This window comes from Mycobacterium sp. ABE4_509 (assembly GCF_056160785.1).
Genome location: NZ_JBSWXU010000132.1, coordinates 1 through 14,672, shown reverse-complemented (window position 1 = coordinate 14,672; position 14,672 = coordinate 1). Strand labels below are relative to the sequence as shown.

The window sequence follows — 14,672 nt, the reverse complement described above, 5'->3', positions numbered from 1 at the left end:
GCGACGCGGCCCGCGCGATCGCGGCTGCGCGCTCGCTGCGCCGCCGCGAACTGGCCCGCATCGCGTCGGCCGACCTGCTCGGGATGATGAGCGTGACGGCCGTCTGCAACCAGCTGACCACGGTGTGGGTCGCGGTGCTGCAGGCCGCGCTCGACGCGGTGATCCGTGCCAACTCGCCCGAGTCGGGACCTCCGGCACGCATCGCCGTCATCGGGATGGGCCGGCTCGGCGGCGGAGAACTCGGTTACGGTTCGGACGCCGACGTGATGTTCGTGTGCGAACCCAACGACGGTGTCGAGGAATCGGTGGCGGTGCGATGGTCGGTGACCGTGGCCGAGCAGGTGCGCTCGCGGTTGGGCACGCCCGGCGCGGATCCGCCGTTGGAGGTGGACATCAACCTGCGTCCCGAGGGGCGCAGTGGCCCGCTGGTGCGCACCCTGGGGTCCTACCGGGCCTACTACGCGCAGTGGGCCCAACCCTGGGAGATCCAGGCGCTGCTGCGGGCGCACCGGGTGGCCGGCGATTTCGAGCTCGGCGAGCAGTTCCTGCTGATGATCGACGACACCCGGTATCCGCCAGGGGGAGTGTCGGCCGAGGCGGTGCAGGAGATCCGGCGGATCAAGGCGCGGGTGGACGCCGAACGGCTGCCGCGCGGCGCCGAGCCCAACACCCACACCAAGCTGGGTCGCGGCGGGCTGGCCGACGTGGAGTGGACCGTTCAGCTGCTCCAGCTGCGCTACGCGCACCGGATTCCCGCGCTGCACAACACTTCGACGCTGGAGACGCTGAACGCGATCGGTGCGGCCGAGCTGATCGCCGAGGGCGACATCGAGCTGTTGCGGGACGCCTGGCTGACTGCGACGCGGGCACGCAACGCGCTGGTGCTGGTACGCGGCAAGCCGACCGATCAGCTGCCCGGCCCGGGGCGCCTGCTCAACGCGGTCGCCACCGCGGCGGGCTGGCCGGACGGCGACGGCGGCGAGTTCCTGGACAACTATCTGCGGGTGACGCGACGGGCCAAGGCCGTCGTGCGCAAGGTTTTCGGAGGGTAGCGGGTGGACTTCTCGTTCGACGTGATCAGTGGCGACGAGTACGACCGGCAGCGGGCGAGCTATGGGCCGTTGACCGACGCCCTGCGCACCCTCATCGACGTCGGAATCCACACCGAGGTCGACGACGTGACCGTGGCCGAAGCGCTCGGGCACCTGCAGGCCGCCACCGCGTTGCTGCAGAGCCAGGTTCGTGAGGGCAGGTCCACACTGCGCCACGCCGACACCGGCGGCCCGGTGTCGTGGGCCAACCCCGCGGTCGGACTGCGCAATGCGATCGCGCCACCGATGATGATCGAGCACGAGGCCGACGGCAGCTGCTGGAGTGAGTTCACTTTGGGGCCGGCCTACGAGGGCCCGCCGGGATGGGTGCACGGCGGAATCTGTGCCCTGGTGCTCGACCACATCCTCGGCGAGGTCGCCAGTGAGGGGCTGCGGCAACCCAAGTTCACCGGAACCATCAGCCTGCGTTATCTGCGTGGCACGCCGTTGGGGCCGTTGCGTGCCGAGGCTGTCGTCGAACGTTCCGAAGGGGTCAAGACCTTCGCCCGCGGTTACCTGCTCGACGGGAACGGGGCGACGGTGGAAGCCGAGGGCGTGTTCATCAAGCCCGCCTGGGCGCGCGACGCCGGATGAGGTTCTACGTCAGCACCGCGTTCCTGGACACCCGGGAAGCAGTCGAGATAGCCAGGGCCGCAGATGAGCTGGGCTATCACGGGATGGCGATCCCGGATCATGTGATCAACCTCGAGACGCTGCAGACGCCGTATCCGTACACCAAGGACGGGGCCCGGCGCTGGGAGGCGTTCACCGACTGGCCCGACCCGTGGGTGATGATCGGTGCGATCGCGCTGGCGACCAGCCGGCTGCGGTTCGTCACGACGGTGTACCTGCCCGCGATGCGCGACCCGTACTCGGCCGCCAAGTCGATCGGCACCGCCGCGGTGCTGGCCGGCGGCCGGCTGGAACTCGGTGTCGGGGTGGGCTGGTGCCGGGAGGAGTTCGAACTGCTGGGCCAGCGGTTCGAGAGGCGCGGCCGGCGCACCGACGAGATGCTGAAGCTGATGAAGGCGTTGTGGTCGCCCGGGTGGACGGAGTTCGCCGGCGAGTTCTACACCGCCCCGCGGCTCGAGATGGAGCCCACCCCGCCGCCCATCCCGGTCTACGTCGGCGGCCTGTCGGACATCGCGCTGCGCCGCGCGGCACGCCACGACGGCTGGATCGGTGACCTGATCACCACCGACAAGGCGCTGGAGCGGGTGGGTGTGCTGCGGACGCTGCGCACCGAAAACGGTCTGGGTACGGATGATTTCGAGGTGATCACGCCGCTGACCGACGCGTTCACGCCCGAGCACTTCGCACGCGCCGAGGCCGGTGGGATCACCGGGATCATCACGATGCCGTGGATGTTCTACAGCGGGCCCGACGCATCCACGGCGGACAAGGTCGACGGGATGCGCCGCTTCCGCACGGATATGGCGCTCGACTAACGCCGGGGGTCAGGTGGTCGTGGCCGTCGAGCCGCGACCACGCATCCCGTCGACCGACAATGCGCCGGCGCCGGTGGCGGCGAGCAACAGGAACCCGAAGCAGTACAGGATCGTCATCTCACCGCCGTTCTCCATGGGCCAGAAACTGCCCAGTTCGCCGCCGAGGATGCCCCAGTGCTGCCAGAAGTAGGCCACCGCCATCGTGCCCGAGGCCAGCAGCGCGGCGATGCGGGTGAAGAGCCCGACGGCGATCAGGACACCGGTCACGAGCTCGATCAGCCCGGCGAACCAGTACGGCCAGGTGCCCACCGGGATCGCCTCGCCGAGCGGCCAGCCGAACAGCTTCATGGTCCCGTGCAGGGCGAACAGCACTCCGAACATGATCCTGAAGAGCGCAAGAGCGGGGGAGGACAGCCGCGCCAGTCCAGCATCCAACTTTTGTGTCATGACTGTCAGAATACCTTGATGTGCCGCGGTCTCCAGTGAGTTGTGGTGACGTCGATGTTTCAAGATGGCGAAAACCCGGAGGCGGGATCGCTACATCACCGTGATGCCGCGATCGGCGAACTGGCCCCGCACCCGGTCGACGAGCGCTGCGTCGGGCGGGTGGGTTTCGGCCAGCAGATACGGCTCGCCCGTCGCGGCCCACTTGTCGCGGCCCAGCTGGTGGAATGGCAGCACCTCGAGCCGCGCCACGCCGTCGAGCGAGGCGACGATCCCGGCGACCGCCTCCACGTTGTCCGGCGCATCGGTGAGCCCCGGCACCAGCACGAACCGGATCCACATCGTGTTTCCGCGCGCCGAGAGCCGCCGGGCGAAATCCAGCGTGGGCGACAACGGCCGTCCGGTCACCCTCCGGTAGGTCTCGGGCAGGCCGGATTTGATGTCGAGCAGCACCAGGTCGATGTCGTCGAGATCGTCGTCGGTGAGGCGGGCGCCCATCAGGCCGTTGGTGTCCAGCGCGGTGGCGATGCCGAGGGCGCGGCAGCGGCGGAAGATGTTCATCACGAACTTGGCCTGCAGCAGCGGCTCCCCGCCGGAGATCGTCAGACCACCACCGGTGACGTTCATGATCGTGACGTAGCGGGAGACCCGGTCCATCACCTCGTCCACGGTGTGGCGGATGCCGTCGCGCATCCGCCAGGTGTCGGGATTCTGGCAGTACTGGCAGCGCATCCCGCACCCGGCGAGGAACAGCGTCATCCGGGTCCCCGGCCCGTCGGCGCCGGTCACCAGATCCCAGGAGTGCACCGCACCGCTGTCGTGGTCACTGATCTGTTCGCTGGCGGTGACCTCCTGATCGGCGACATGCATCGGGGGTGCAGCCGGCAACCGACCGGCGTTCCCGGCCCGCACGTCGGCCGCCATGCGGCTACAGCCCCGCGTGGAAGGTCCGGGACAGCACGTCGAGTTGCTGTTCGCGGGTCAGGCGCACGAAGTTCACCGCGTATCCCGAAACCCTGATCGTCAGCTGGGGGTACTTCTCGGGGTGTTCCATCGCGTCCTCGAGGACGTCGCGGTTGAGCACGTTGATGTTGACGTGGAACCCGCCCGAGACGTTGTAGGCATCGAGGATGCCGACCAGGTTGTCGACCTGTTCGTCGCGGGACCGGCCCAGGCCGGACGGAACGATCGACGTGGTCAGGGAGATCCCGTCCTGTGCCTGGCCGTAGGGGATCTTGGCCACCGACAGCGCCGAGGCCATCACACCGTGCACGTCGCGCCCGTTCATCGGGTTGGCGCCGGGGGCGAACGGTTCGCCGGTGCGGCGGCCGTCCGGGGTGTTGCCGGTGTTCTTGCCGTACACCACATTCGAGGTGATCGTCAGCACCGACTGGGTGTGGGTGGCGTTGCGGTAGGTCGGCTGCGCCCGGACCTTGTCCATGAAGCGGCCGACCAGGTCCACGGCGATGTCGTCGACCCGGTCGTCGTCGTTGCCGAAGCAGGGGAACTCACCGTCGACCTGGTAGTCGACCACCAGGCCCGAGCTGTCGCGGACCGGCCGCACGGTGGCGAACTTGATGGCCGACAGCGAATCGGCGACCACCGACAACCCGGCTATGCCGCAGGCCATGGTGCGCAGGATGGTGCGGTCGTGCAGGGCCATCTCGATGCGCTCGTATGCGTATTTGTCGTGCATGTAGTGGATGCAGTTCAGTGCGTCGACGTAGGTTTCGGCCAGCCAGTCGAGCAGCGTGTCGTAGGCGGCCAGCACCTCGTCGAAGTCGAGCACCTCACCGGTCAGCGGCGGGCTCGCCGGAGCCACCTGCCTGCCCGACATCTCGTCTCGGCCGCCGTTGATCGCATAGAGCAGCGCCTTGGCCAGATTCACCCGGGCGCCGAAGAACTGCATCTGCTTGCCCACCGCCATCGCCGACACACAGCATGCGATGGCGGTGTCGTCACCCCAGTACGACCGCAGCAGCTCATCGGACTCGTACTGGATCGCCGAGGTGTCGATCGAGGCCGCGGCGCAGAACCTCTTGAAGCCCCGTGGCAGCCGGTCGGACCACAACACCGTCAGATTCGGTTCCGGGGCGGGGCCCAGGTTGTACAGCGTCTGCAGGTAGCGGAACGAGGTGCGGGTCACCAGCGGGCGGCCGTCTTCACCGACCCCGCCGATGGTTTCGGTGACCCAGGTCGGATCGCCCGAGAACAGTGCGTCGTAGTCGGGGGTGCGCAGGAACCGCACGATGCGCAGCTTGATGACGAAGTCGTCGATGATCTCCTGCGCCTGTGATTCGGTCAGGGCCCCCTCGGCGAGGTCACGCTCGAGATAGATGTCGACGAAGGTCGAGGTGCGCCCCAACGACATTGCGGCGCCGTTCTGTTCCTTGACCGCGGCGAGGTAGCCGAAGTACAGCCACTGGACCGCCTCACGAGCCGTCGCGGCCGGGCCCGAGATGTCGAAACCGTAGCCGGCGGCCATCTCCTTGAGTTCGCCCAGCGCCTTGATCTGCTCGGCGTTCTCCTCCCGGTCCCGGATGATCTCCTCGGTCGAACGCTCCATGTCCAACTCGATGCGCTCGAGCTTCTTGCCCTCGATCAGCGCGTCGACGCCGTACAGGGCGACCCGCCGGTAGTCGCCGATGATCCGGCCACGCCCGTAGGCGTCGGGCAGCCCGGTGACGATGTGCGAGCTGCGCGCGGCCCGCACGTTGGGCGGGTAGACGTCGAATACGCCGTCGTTGTGGGTCTTGCGGTACTTGGTGAAGATCTCCTCGAGCTCGCCGCTGACCGGATATCCGTATGTCTGCAGCTCTTTGGCCACCATGCGCCAGCCGCCGAGCGGCATGATCGCGCGTTTGAGCGGGGCGTCGGTCTGCAGGCCGACGATGATCTCGTGCTCCCGGTCGATGTAGCCGGGGTCGTGTGCGGTGATCGCGGCCGGCGTCGTGAAGTCCACGTCATAGACGCCCTTGCGGCGCTCCTCGGGGAAGAGCCGGGACAGCTTTGTCCAGATGCCGGTGGTGCGTTCGGTGGGGCCGGCCAGGAAGGAGCTGTCGCCCTCATAGGGCGCGTAGTTGCGCTGGATGAAATCGCGGACGTCGATTTCGTCACACCAACTGCCCGCCTCGAAGCCCCGCCATGCATGCGGGCGTGAGGCGTTGCGTTCGTCGACGGCTGGGGTGGCTTCGGTGCTCATGGCTCGTGCTCCTCATCCCTGGCGGGACTCACGGTCGGTGCCGACACCTACAAAACTACGACTGTGCCGACCATCGTGCACGGCTGCCAGGGCTGGCCGATGCCTGCGGTCGCGCGACGGTGTCGCATTGCCGTTGCGCCGCAAGGGGGCCGAGGAAGACGAGTCCACCCGCCCGGCGGCGCCGGACGGGTGGACTCGGTCACGAACTGGGGAACTAACTACCGCGACTCAGACGTCGTAGTAGAGGGAGAACTCGTACGGGTGCGGACGGATCTGCACCGGCATGATCTCGTTCTCCCGCTTGTAGGTGATCCAGGTCTCGATGAGGTCCGGGGTGAACACGCCACCCTCGGTGAGGTACTCGTGGTCCTCTTCGAGCTTGTCGATCACCGACGAGAGCGACGTCGGCGCCTGCGGGATGTTGGCGGCCTCCTCGGGCGGCAGCTCGTAGAGGTCCTTGTCGACCGGAGCCAGCGGCTCGATCTTCTTCTTGATGCCGTCGATGCCGGCCATCAGCATCGCCGCGAACGCCAGGTACGGGTTACCCGAGCTGTCCGGGCAGCGGAACTCGAGGCGCTTGGCCTTCGGGTTGTTGCCGGTGATCGGGATACGCACGCAGGCCGACCGGTTGCGCTGGCTGTAGACCAGGTTGATCGGTGCCTCGTAGCCCGGAACCAGGCGCTTGTAGGAGTTCACCGTCGGGTTGGTGAATGCCAGCAGCGACGGCGCGTGGTGCAGGATGCCGCCGATGTAGTGCCGTGCCAGATCCGACAGCCCGGCATAACCCGACTCGTCGTGGAACAGCGGCTTGCCGTCCTTCCACAGCGACTGGTGGGCGTGCATACCCGAACCGTTGTCACCGAACAGCGGCTTGGGCATGAAGGTCACGGTCTTGCCGTTGGCCCAGGCGGTGTTCTTGATGATGTATTTGAACAGCAGCACGTCGTCGGCCGCATGCAGCAGCGTGTTGAACTTGTAGTTGATCTCGGCCTGGCCGGCGGTGCCCACCTCGTGGTGACCGCGCTCCAGCACGAAGCCCGCGTTCTGCAGGTTGGTGGCCATCTCGTCGCGCAGGTCCACGTAGTGGTCGTACGGCGCGACGGGGAAATAACCGCCCTTGGGGCGAACCTTGTAGCCGCGGTTGGGGGAGCCGTCGGCCTCGAGCGGCTCGCCGGAGTTCCACCAGCCCGATTCCGAATCCACCTCGTAGAAGGTGCCGTTCATCCGGGAATCGAAGCTCACCGAGTCGAAGATGTAGAACTCGGCCTCGGCACCGAAGAAGCAGGTGTCGGCGATACCCGTGCTGGCCAGGTAGTTCTCGGCCTTGCGGGCGACGTTACGCGGGTCGCGGGAATAGGCCTCACGCGTGAACGGATCGTGCACGAAGAAGTTGAGGTTCAGGGTCTTCGCGTGCCGGAACGGATCGATCTGAGCGGTCTCGGGGTCCGGCAGCAACATCATGTCGGACTCGTGGATGGACTGGAAGCCGCGGACCGACGAACCATCGAAGGCCAGGCCGTCCTCGAACACACTCTCGTCGAAGGCCGAAGCCGGGATCGAGAAGTGCTGGACCACGCCGGGCAGATCGCAGAACCGGATGTCGACGTACTCGACACCTCCGTCCTTGATCAACTTCATGATGTCGTCGGCGGTCTTTTCTGCCACTGATTGCTCTCCTTATATCTGGTAAGCCCGCGCGTTGACGCTATGGACCCGATGTTGCACTCTCATCAACCATATGTTGCGCCGACGTTACGCATGGCCCTTCCGGTGGCAGCTCCAGCACACTCCCGGCGCACACATATCCTGACACCATGGCCCGCACAACTGGCTCCGGTTTGGGATCCTGGCTTTCCGGTCCGGGAGCCTCCGAGCCCGGCAGCTACCCGGGGGAACGTCTCGGCCTGCCCGAGCACGGCCCCGGCTCGATCGCCCGCTTCGGCCGCCGCATCGCCGCGCTGAGCCTCGACTGGCTGGTGTCCTACGGGCTGGCGGCCCTGGCCATGACGATGGGGCTGTTCAGCATGGGAATGCTGTCGACCGCGGTGCTGATCGTCTGGTTGATCCTCGGGGTGGTCTCGGTGCGGTTGTTCGGGTTCTCGCCGGGCCAGCTGGCGCTGGGGCTGAAGGTGACCACCTTCGACGGCCGCGGCTACGTCGGCGTCGGCCGCGCGCTGGGCCGCGGGCTGCTGATCGCGCTGGTCATCCCCGCGTTGTTCACCGACTCCGACCTGCGCGGACTGCACGACCTGGCTACCAAGACCGCGGTGGTGAGGCGATGAGCGCTTGCGCGAAGAGCAGAAGGCCGCGCTGAGCGCCCGCGGTCGGGGTGTCAGCGCCGGCGTGCGGTGCGCTGAACGCCCTTCATCTTCGCCGCGGCCGGCATCGGGCCCTTGGGCATCGCGGCGGGGCCGACCTTGCTGCCCAGCGCCGCCAGCCGGGACTCGAGCGAATCCATCTGCTTGACGGTGATGTTGGAGGGCAGCTTGGTCAGATGTCGTTCCAACTTCGAGAGCGGCACCTCGCCGTCGCCGTTGCCGACGATCACGTCATAGATGGGGACGTCGCCGACGATGCGGGCGGTGCGCTTCTTCTCCTGCGCCAGCAGCGGCCTGACCCGGCCGGCCGAACCCTCGCCGACGAAGATCACGCCGGGCCGGCCGATCACCCGGTGCACCGCGTCGAAATGGCCGGTCGCCGCCACGCCGGGGGTGACCCGCCACTTGCCGCGCAGGTTCTCCAACGCCCACGCCGCGGCCCCGGTCTGCCCCTCGGCCTTGCGATACACCGACTTCTGGGCGCGGCGGCCGAAGATGATGAACGCCACCAGCGCTCCGAGTACGACGCCGAGCGGAATCAGCATGTACATCGTGAAACCGCCGGCGAACAGGCCGGTGACCACCGACGCCGCCACGATCAGCACAAACGCGCCCGCCATGTACGGGATGAGGCGTTTGTCCTCTTTGCGTTGGATCTGGAATGCCTGCCACAGCTGACTGCGGCGCTGCTTGGACGCCGCCTTGCGGGCGGCCTTCGCCTCGGCCTTGGCGGCCTTGACCTCAGCGGGATTGCGGGATTTCGCCATAACACACCCAGCATACAAATCCGGCGGGCCGATCGTAGCGGCCTGACCGGGTAGCGACGTTCAGCCGGCCAGGCTGCGCTTGCTCGCCTGCTCGTACAGGCGGCCGGCGCGGTAGGAAGAACGCACCAGCGGCCCGGCCAGCACTCCGGCGAAGCCCAGGTCAGTGGCGTAATTCTGATGCTCGACGAATTCGTCGGGATGCACCCACCGTTCCACCGGGTGGTGACGCGCCGACGGGCGCAGGTACTGGGTGATGGTCACGATGTCACAACCGGCCCCGTGTAGATCGCCCAGCGCCTCGCGGACCTCCTCGGGTGTCTCGCCCATCCCGAGGATCAGGTTGCTCTTGGTCACCAGTCCGGCCGCGCGCGCCATGGTGAGCACCGACAGGCTGCGCTCGTAGCGGAAAGCCGGGCGGATCCGCTTGAAGATGCGCGGCACCGTCTCGACGTTGTGCGCGAGAACCTCCGGACGGGCGGCGAACACCTCGTCGAGCTGGGCCGGCTCGGCGTTGAAGTCCGGGATCAGCAACTCCACCCCGGTGTTGGGGTTGAGCGCCTTGATCGCGCGCACCGTCTCGGCGTACAGCCAGGCCCCGCCGTCGGGCAGGTCGTCGCGGGCCACCCCGGTCACCGTGGAGTAGCGCAGCCCCATCGCGGCCACGCTCTCGGCGACCCGGCGCGGCTCGTCGCGGTCGAGTTCGGCGGGCTTGCCGGTGTCGATCTGGCAGAAATCGCAGCGCCGGGTGCACTGCTCGCCGCCGATCAGGAAGGTGGCCTCGCGGTCTTCCCAACATTCGTAGATGTTCGGACAGCCCGCCTCTTCGCACACCGTGTGCAGGCCCTCGCGGCGAACCAGCCCTTTGAGTTCCTTGTACTCCGGGCCCATCTTGGCCCTGGTCTTGATCCACGACGGCTTGCGCTCGATCGGTGTCTGCGCGTTGCGCACCTCGAGGCGGAGCAGCTTGCGGTTTCCGGGATCAATACTCACTGCGTCGATCCTACTGCGTGTGTCGGACGGCTGCCGGTGCCCGCCGGCTGCCCGTCGAGCACTGCGCACACCGCGTCGGCGACCTGGCCGATGACGTCGTCGACGCCCACCCGGTGGCCGAGCTCGGCGGTCAGCGAGGTCACCCCGGCATCGGCGATGCCGCACGGCACGATCGAGCCGAACGCGCCGAGATCGCAGTCGCAGTTCAACGCGAAACCGTGCTGCGTGGTGGCGCGTGCGACCCGGATCCCGATGGCGGCGATCTTGCGGGCCGGGCCGCGCGCGTCGGCCGGCACCCACACCCCGGAGCGGCCCTCGACCCGGCCTGTCCGGACACCGAGTCCCGCGCACACCGCGATCAGCGAATCTTCCAGCCGCCGAACGAAATTCACCACGTCGAGGGGTTCGGCCAGCCCGATGATCGGATAGCCCACCAGCTGCCCGGGGCCATGCCAGGTGATCTTCCCGCCGCGGTCGGTGTCGATGACCGGGGTAGCCGTCAGGGCCGGGTTCGGCCGCTCCTCGGGCAGCGTGCGCCGTCCCGCGGTGTACACCGCGGGGTGCTGCAGCAACAGCAGCGAGTCCGAGCCGCCGCCGACCCTGGCGTCGACCAGTTCGCGCTGCAGGTCCCAGGCCGACCCGTAGTCCAGCGTGCCCAGCCGCCGCACCGACACCGGTGCGGCGCTCGACCGGATCGACGCCTGCATGACATCGACGCTACCCGCGCTCATGTCCGGCTGGGTGCCGTGGCGAAGGACAGTGCCTCGCCGATGGTGTGGTGGTGGAACCCGAACCCGGCACGCTCGAGCGCGGCGGGGATCGCCCGCTGCCCGCCCAGCAACCCCTCCTCGGCGAATTCGCCGAGCACCGCGCGCAGCGCGACCCCGGGAAGCATCAGCGGGGTGGGCCGGTTCACGGTCCGTCCGAGCGCCGCGGTGAACTCCGCGTTGGTGACCGGCGCCGGGCCGGTGAAGTTCACCGGCCCGGACACCTCGTCGTGCGAGATCGCGAACAGCAGCGCCCGCACCTGATCCTCGAGGCTGATCCAGGACAGGTACTGGCGCCCGTTGCCCAGTCGGGCGCCCAGCCCGAGCGAGAACAGCGGTTTGAGCCGGCCGAGCATCCCGCCCGACGGCGCCATCACCAGTCCGGTCCGGGTCAACACCACCCGGACGCCGCTGCGTGCCGCCACCGAAGTGGCGGCCTCCCAGTCCACCGCCAGCCGGGCGAGGAAGTTGCTGCCGGGCACGGCGGTCTCGTCGACGGGGGTGGCTCCGGTGTCCCCGTAGTAGCCGACCGCGCTGGAGTTGACCAGCACCGGGACGCCCGCGTCGACCACGGCGCGCGACAGCACCTCGGTGGGGCCGATCCGGCTGTCCCGCAGGCTCTGCTTGAACGCGCCCGACCAGCGTTTCTGGGCGACGTTGACGCCGCACAGGTTGACCACCGCGTCGACACCGTGCAGCGCCCCGGCATCGAACTCCCCGGTGTCGGGGTTCCAGAACACCTCGTCGGCGTTGGACGGGGCGCGCCGCACGATGCGCACCACCCGGTGGTCGGTGGCCCGTAGGGCGTAGACGAGCGCGGTACCGATCAGGCCCGAGGAACCGGCGATCGCGACGACCGAGTCTGCAGGCATCGACGCCGCCATCTACAGCCCGAGGTCGGCCTCGAAGGCACCTTCTTCCAACCGGCGCTTGATCGTCGTGACGAAGCGACCCGCGTCGGCTCCGTCGATCAGGCGGTGGTCATAGGTCAGCGGCAGGTAGCTCACCGAACGCACCCCGATCGACTCGTTGCCGAATTCGTCGACGATCACCCGGGGGCGCTTCACGATGGCGCCCGTCCCCAGCATCGCCGCCTGCGGCGGCACCAGGATGGGTGTGTCGAACAACGCGCCCTGGCTGCCGATGTTGGTGATGGTGAAGGTGCCGCCGGACAACTCGTCGGGCTTGAGGTCGCCCGAGCGGGCCCGCGTGGCGATGTCGGAGATGGCGCGTGCCAGCCCGCCCAGGGACAGGTCGCCGGCGTTCTTGATGACCGGGGAGAGCAGGCCCTGCTCGGTGTCCACCGCGAAGCCCAGATGCTCGGCGTCGTAGTAGGTGATCTCCTTGGCGTCCTCGTTGTAGCTCGCGTTGACGTTCGGGTGGATCTTCAACGCGTCGATGACGGCGCGCGCGATGAACGGCAGGTAGGTCAGGTTGACCCCCTCGCGCTCGGCGAACTTGGCCTTGGCCTTGGCCCGCAGCGCCACGATCTTGGTCATGTCGACCTCGTGGGTCTGCGTCAATTGCGCTGTGGCCTGCAGGGACTCGCGGGTCTTCTTGGCGGTGATCTGCCGGATCCGGTTGGCCTTCTGCGTGGTTCCGCGCAGGTGCGCCAGTGCCGACTCGGGTTCGGCGGGTGCCGGGGACGCCTTGGCCGGGGCGGATTCGGGAGCGGACTCGGGGGCTTTGCCCTTCTCTGTCTTTTCGCTGGCGGCCGCCAGCACGTCCTGCTTGCGGATCCGGCCGCCCACCCCGGTGCCCTTCACCGAGGACAGGTCGACGCCGTTCTCGTTGGCGAGTTTGCGCACCAGCGGGGTCACATACGGGCTCGAGTCGCCCGACGAGGCTTCTGCCGCGGCCGGTTTGGGCTCCGGCTTCGGTTCGGGCTTGGGTTCCGGGGCGGCCTTCTTGGCCGGCTCGGGCTCGGGTTCGGGCTCCGGCTCGGGCTCGGGCTCCGGAGCGCTTTCGCCGCTGTCCTCGCCCGGCTCGCCGATCTTGGCCAGCTCGCCGCCCACCTCGACGGTGTCGTCCTCCTCCGCGGTGATCGACAGCAGGGTGCCGGCCACCGGCGACGGGATCTCCGTGTCGACCTTGTCGGTGGAGACCTCGACGAGGGGTTCGTCCACCTCGACGCTGTCACCGACCTTCTTCAGCCACCTCGTCACCGTTCCTTCGGTGACGGACTCACCCAACTCCGGCATCAGCACCGGGCTGGACGATCCGGATGATCCGCCCGACGACTTGGGCGACTCGGCGGCCGGCTCGGGCTCCGGCTCCGGCTCGGGTTCGGGCTCCGGCTCCGGCTCGGGCTCTTCGGCGGCCGTGTCCTCGTGGTCCCCGCCGCCGGCGTCGTCGCTGTCGCCACTGTCGCCGCTGTCGTCCGCGTCGCCGATGACCGCCAGTTCGCCACCGACCTCGACGGTGTCGTCCTCCTGGGCGATGATCTTCTTCAGCACACCCCCGGCAGGTGAGGGGATCTCGGTGTCGACCTTGTCGGTCGACACCTCCAGCAGTGGCTCGTCCTCCTCAACCGTGTCACCCTCCTGCTTCAACCAGCGGGTGACTGTCCCCTCGGTGACAGACTCACCGAGTGCGGGCATCTGAACGGAGATGGCCATATCGTCGTGGCTCCCTTGCACGGTCGGACGCGGTTTTGAAGTTCTGCGCTTCCCATCCTGTCACGTCTTCGGCAACGTTTCGCCGCGGACGCGGGTACTGGATCCTCTGGCAGTATCGAAAGGGGAAACGTCCAGCTCGATGGCAGGAAGCGGGAAAGGAGCACGCGCAGGTGGGACTGTTCGACAGGTTTCGCCGTCGGCGCGGGGGACGCACGGCTACCAGGGATCCGGCCGCGGACTTGCGGTATCTGCAGCAGTGGGTCGCAGAGCACAAGGGGGTGGAGGCGTTCGTGGAGCCCAAGACCACGGTCACCGAGGTCACCGTCGTGCTGGTCGCTGCCGACGGTGAGTGGACACGCAGGCGGGCGGGTGGGCAGGCCGGTGCGCGCAAGCTGTCCGACCGGCTCAAGATCCCGGTGTACGACGTCCAGAAGGTCGGCTACCCGCAGCGGATGCGGGACTACGACGCGCGCCAACGGATTCTGCGCAAGCGCGCCGCCCGGGAGGAACTCGGCGACCGGTAGTGTCCGCTCGTGAGCACGCAACGATGCGTCCAGTCCGCCGACGGAGTACGCATAGCCGGCTACGAGCAGGGACCAGCCGACGGACCCACCCTGGTCCTGGTCAACGGCCACCCCGATGACCACCGGGTTTGGGATGCGGTGGTCGCACATCTCGACGACAGGTTCCGCATCGTTCGCTACGACCCCCGCGGGACAGGCGGTTCGGCGGCGCCGAAGAAGACGACGGGCTACCGCATCGCCGCGCTGGCCGACGATTTCGGTGCGGTCCTGGCCGAGACGTCACCCGGCAGAACCGTGCACGTGCTGGCCCACGGCTGGGGTTCGGCAGCCGTGTGGGAGTACCTGACCCGCCCCGAGGCCGGTGACCGGGTCGCCTCGTTCACGTCGGTGGCCGGCCCCGGCCTCGACCATCTGCGCCGCCACCTGACCGACTCGCTGCGCCACCCGCAGCGGCCGCGGCGCTTCCTGCGTGCCATCGGGCAGCTCGGCAAGCTGGCCGCCGC

Annotated in this window: 15 protein-coding genes; 6 read left to right on the top strand and 9 right to left on the bottom strand. The window is 68.3% G+C overall.

The window, feature by feature from the left end; all coding sequences use genetic code 11:
- From ACXAID_RS22230 to ACXAID_RS22220, 3 genes are all read left to right on the top strand, one after another.
- The coding region (locus ACXAID_RS22230) for a [protein-PII] uridylyltransferase family protein (RefSeq protein ID WP_475024358.1) at window positions 1-1,052 on the top strand (1,052 nt) is incomplete at its 5' end.
- 3 nt (window positions 1,053-1,055) lie between these two features.
- The gene (locus ACXAID_RS22225) at window positions 1,056-1,685 is read left to right on the top strand and encodes a PaaI family thioesterase (protein WP_475024357.1); all 630 of its coding nucleotides are present in this window, start codon (window positions 1,056-1,058) and stop codon (window positions 1,683-1,685) included.
- The gene (locus tag ACXAID_RS22220) at window positions 1,682-2,539 is read left to right on the top strand and encodes a TIGR03619 family F420-dependent LLM class oxidoreductase (protein WP_475024356.1); all 858 of its coding nucleotides are present in this window, start codon (window positions 1,682-1,684) and stop codon (window positions 2,537-2,539) included. The genes ACXAID_RS22225 and ACXAID_RS22220 overlap by 4 nt, the downstream gene beginning before the upstream one ends.
- 9 nt (window positions 2,540-2,548) lie before the next feature.
- Here the strand turns inward: ACXAID_RS22220 and ACXAID_RS22215 are convergent, their stop codons facing one another.
- The 4 genes from ACXAID_RS22215 to glnA all read right to left on the bottom strand — a co-directional run bounded on the left by ACXAID_RS22215 (window position 2,549) and on the right by glnA (window position 7,850).
- Window positions 2,549-2,986, bottom strand: coding sequence for a DoxX family protein (locus ACXAID_RS22215; RefSeq protein WP_475024355.1), 438 nt, complete (start codon window positions 2,984-2,986; stop codon window positions 2,549-2,551).
- A gap of 90 nt (window positions 2,987-3,076) precedes the next feature.
- Entirely contained in the window at window positions 3,077-3,907 is an 831-nt protein-coding gene (pflA, locus tag ACXAID_RS22210) for a pyruvate formate-lyase-activating protein (RefSeq protein ID WP_475024354.1), read from the bottom strand.
- A gap of 4 nt (window positions 3,908-3,911) precedes the next feature.
- Window positions 3,912-6,185, bottom strand: a complete 2,274-nt coding sequence (gene pflB, locus ACXAID_RS22205; protein WP_475024353.1) for a formate C-acetyltransferase — start codon at window positions 6,183-6,185, stop codon at window positions 3,912-3,914.
- Between the two features lie 228 nt (window positions 6,186-6,413).
- Entirely contained in the window at window positions 6,414-7,850 is a 1,437-nt protein-coding gene (gene glnA, locus ACXAID_RS22200) for a type I glutamate--ammonia ligase (RefSeq protein WP_475024352.1), read from the bottom strand.
- Window positions 7,851-7,999: 149 nt separating this feature from the next.
- Here glnA and ACXAID_RS22195 point away from each other — a divergent pair, with 149 nt between their 5' ends.
- On the top strand, window positions 8,000-8,467 hold the full coding sequence (locus ACXAID_RS22195; RefSeq protein ID WP_475024351.1) for an RDD family protein: 468 nt from the start codon (window positions 8,000-8,002) through the stop codon (window positions 8,465-8,467).
- 50 nt (window positions 8,468-8,517) lie between these two features.
- Here the strand turns inward: ACXAID_RS22195 and ACXAID_RS22190 are convergent, their stop codons facing one another.
- The 5 genes from ACXAID_RS22190 to sucB are packed head-to-tail and all read right to left on the bottom strand — an operon-like array spanning window position 8,518 to window position 13,645.
- On the bottom strand, window positions 8,518-9,270 hold the full coding sequence (locus tag ACXAID_RS22190; RefSeq protein WP_475024350.1) for a DUF4191 domain-containing protein: 753 nt from the start codon (window positions 9,268-9,270) through the stop codon (window positions 8,518-8,520).
- A gap of 60 nt (window positions 9,271-9,330) precedes the next feature.
- Window positions 9,331-10,260 carry a lipoyl synthase gene (gene lipA / locus ACXAID_RS22185; RefSeq protein WP_475024349.1) on the bottom strand — a complete coding sequence of 310 codons (930 nt, stop codon included), beginning with the start codon at window positions 10,258-10,260 and terminating at the stop codon, window positions 9,331-9,333.
- Entirely contained in the window at window positions 10,257-10,967 is a 711-nt protein-coding gene (lipB, locus tag ACXAID_RS22180; protein WP_475024359.1) for a lipoyl(octanoyl) transferase LipB, read from the bottom strand. The genes lipA and lipB overlap by 4 nt, the downstream gene beginning before the upstream one ends.
- A gap of 20 nt (window positions 10,968-10,987) precedes the next feature.
- Complete coding sequence (locus tag ACXAID_RS22175) at window positions 10,988-11,899, bottom strand: TIGR01777 family oxidoreductase (RefSeq protein ID WP_475024348.1); 912 nt, start codon at window positions 11,897-11,899, stop codon at window positions 10,988-10,990.
- 12 nt (window positions 11,900-11,911) lie between these two features.
- On the bottom strand, window positions 11,912-13,645 hold the full coding sequence (sucB, locus tag ACXAID_RS22170) for a 2-oxoglutarate dehydrogenase, E2 component, dihydrolipoamide succinyltransferase (protein ID WP_475024347.1): 1,734 nt from the start codon (window positions 13,643-13,645) through the stop codon (window positions 11,912-11,914).
- 170 nt (window positions 13,646-13,815) lie between these two features.
- Here sucB and ACXAID_RS22165 point away from each other — a divergent pair, with 170 nt between their 5' ends.
- Together ACXAID_RS22165 and ACXAID_RS22160 are read left to right on the top strand one after the other, a co-directional pair.
- On the top strand, window positions 13,816-14,169 hold the full coding sequence (locus ACXAID_RS22165) for an oxidoreductase (protein WP_475024346.1): 354 nt from the start codon (window positions 13,816-13,818) through the stop codon (window positions 14,167-14,169).
- A gap of 9 nt (window positions 14,170-14,178) precedes the next feature.
- Window positions 14,179-14,672, top strand: a 494-nt coding sequence (locus ACXAID_RS22160) for an alpha/beta fold hydrolase (RefSeq protein WP_475024345.1), incomplete at its 3' end; no start/stop codon positions are given.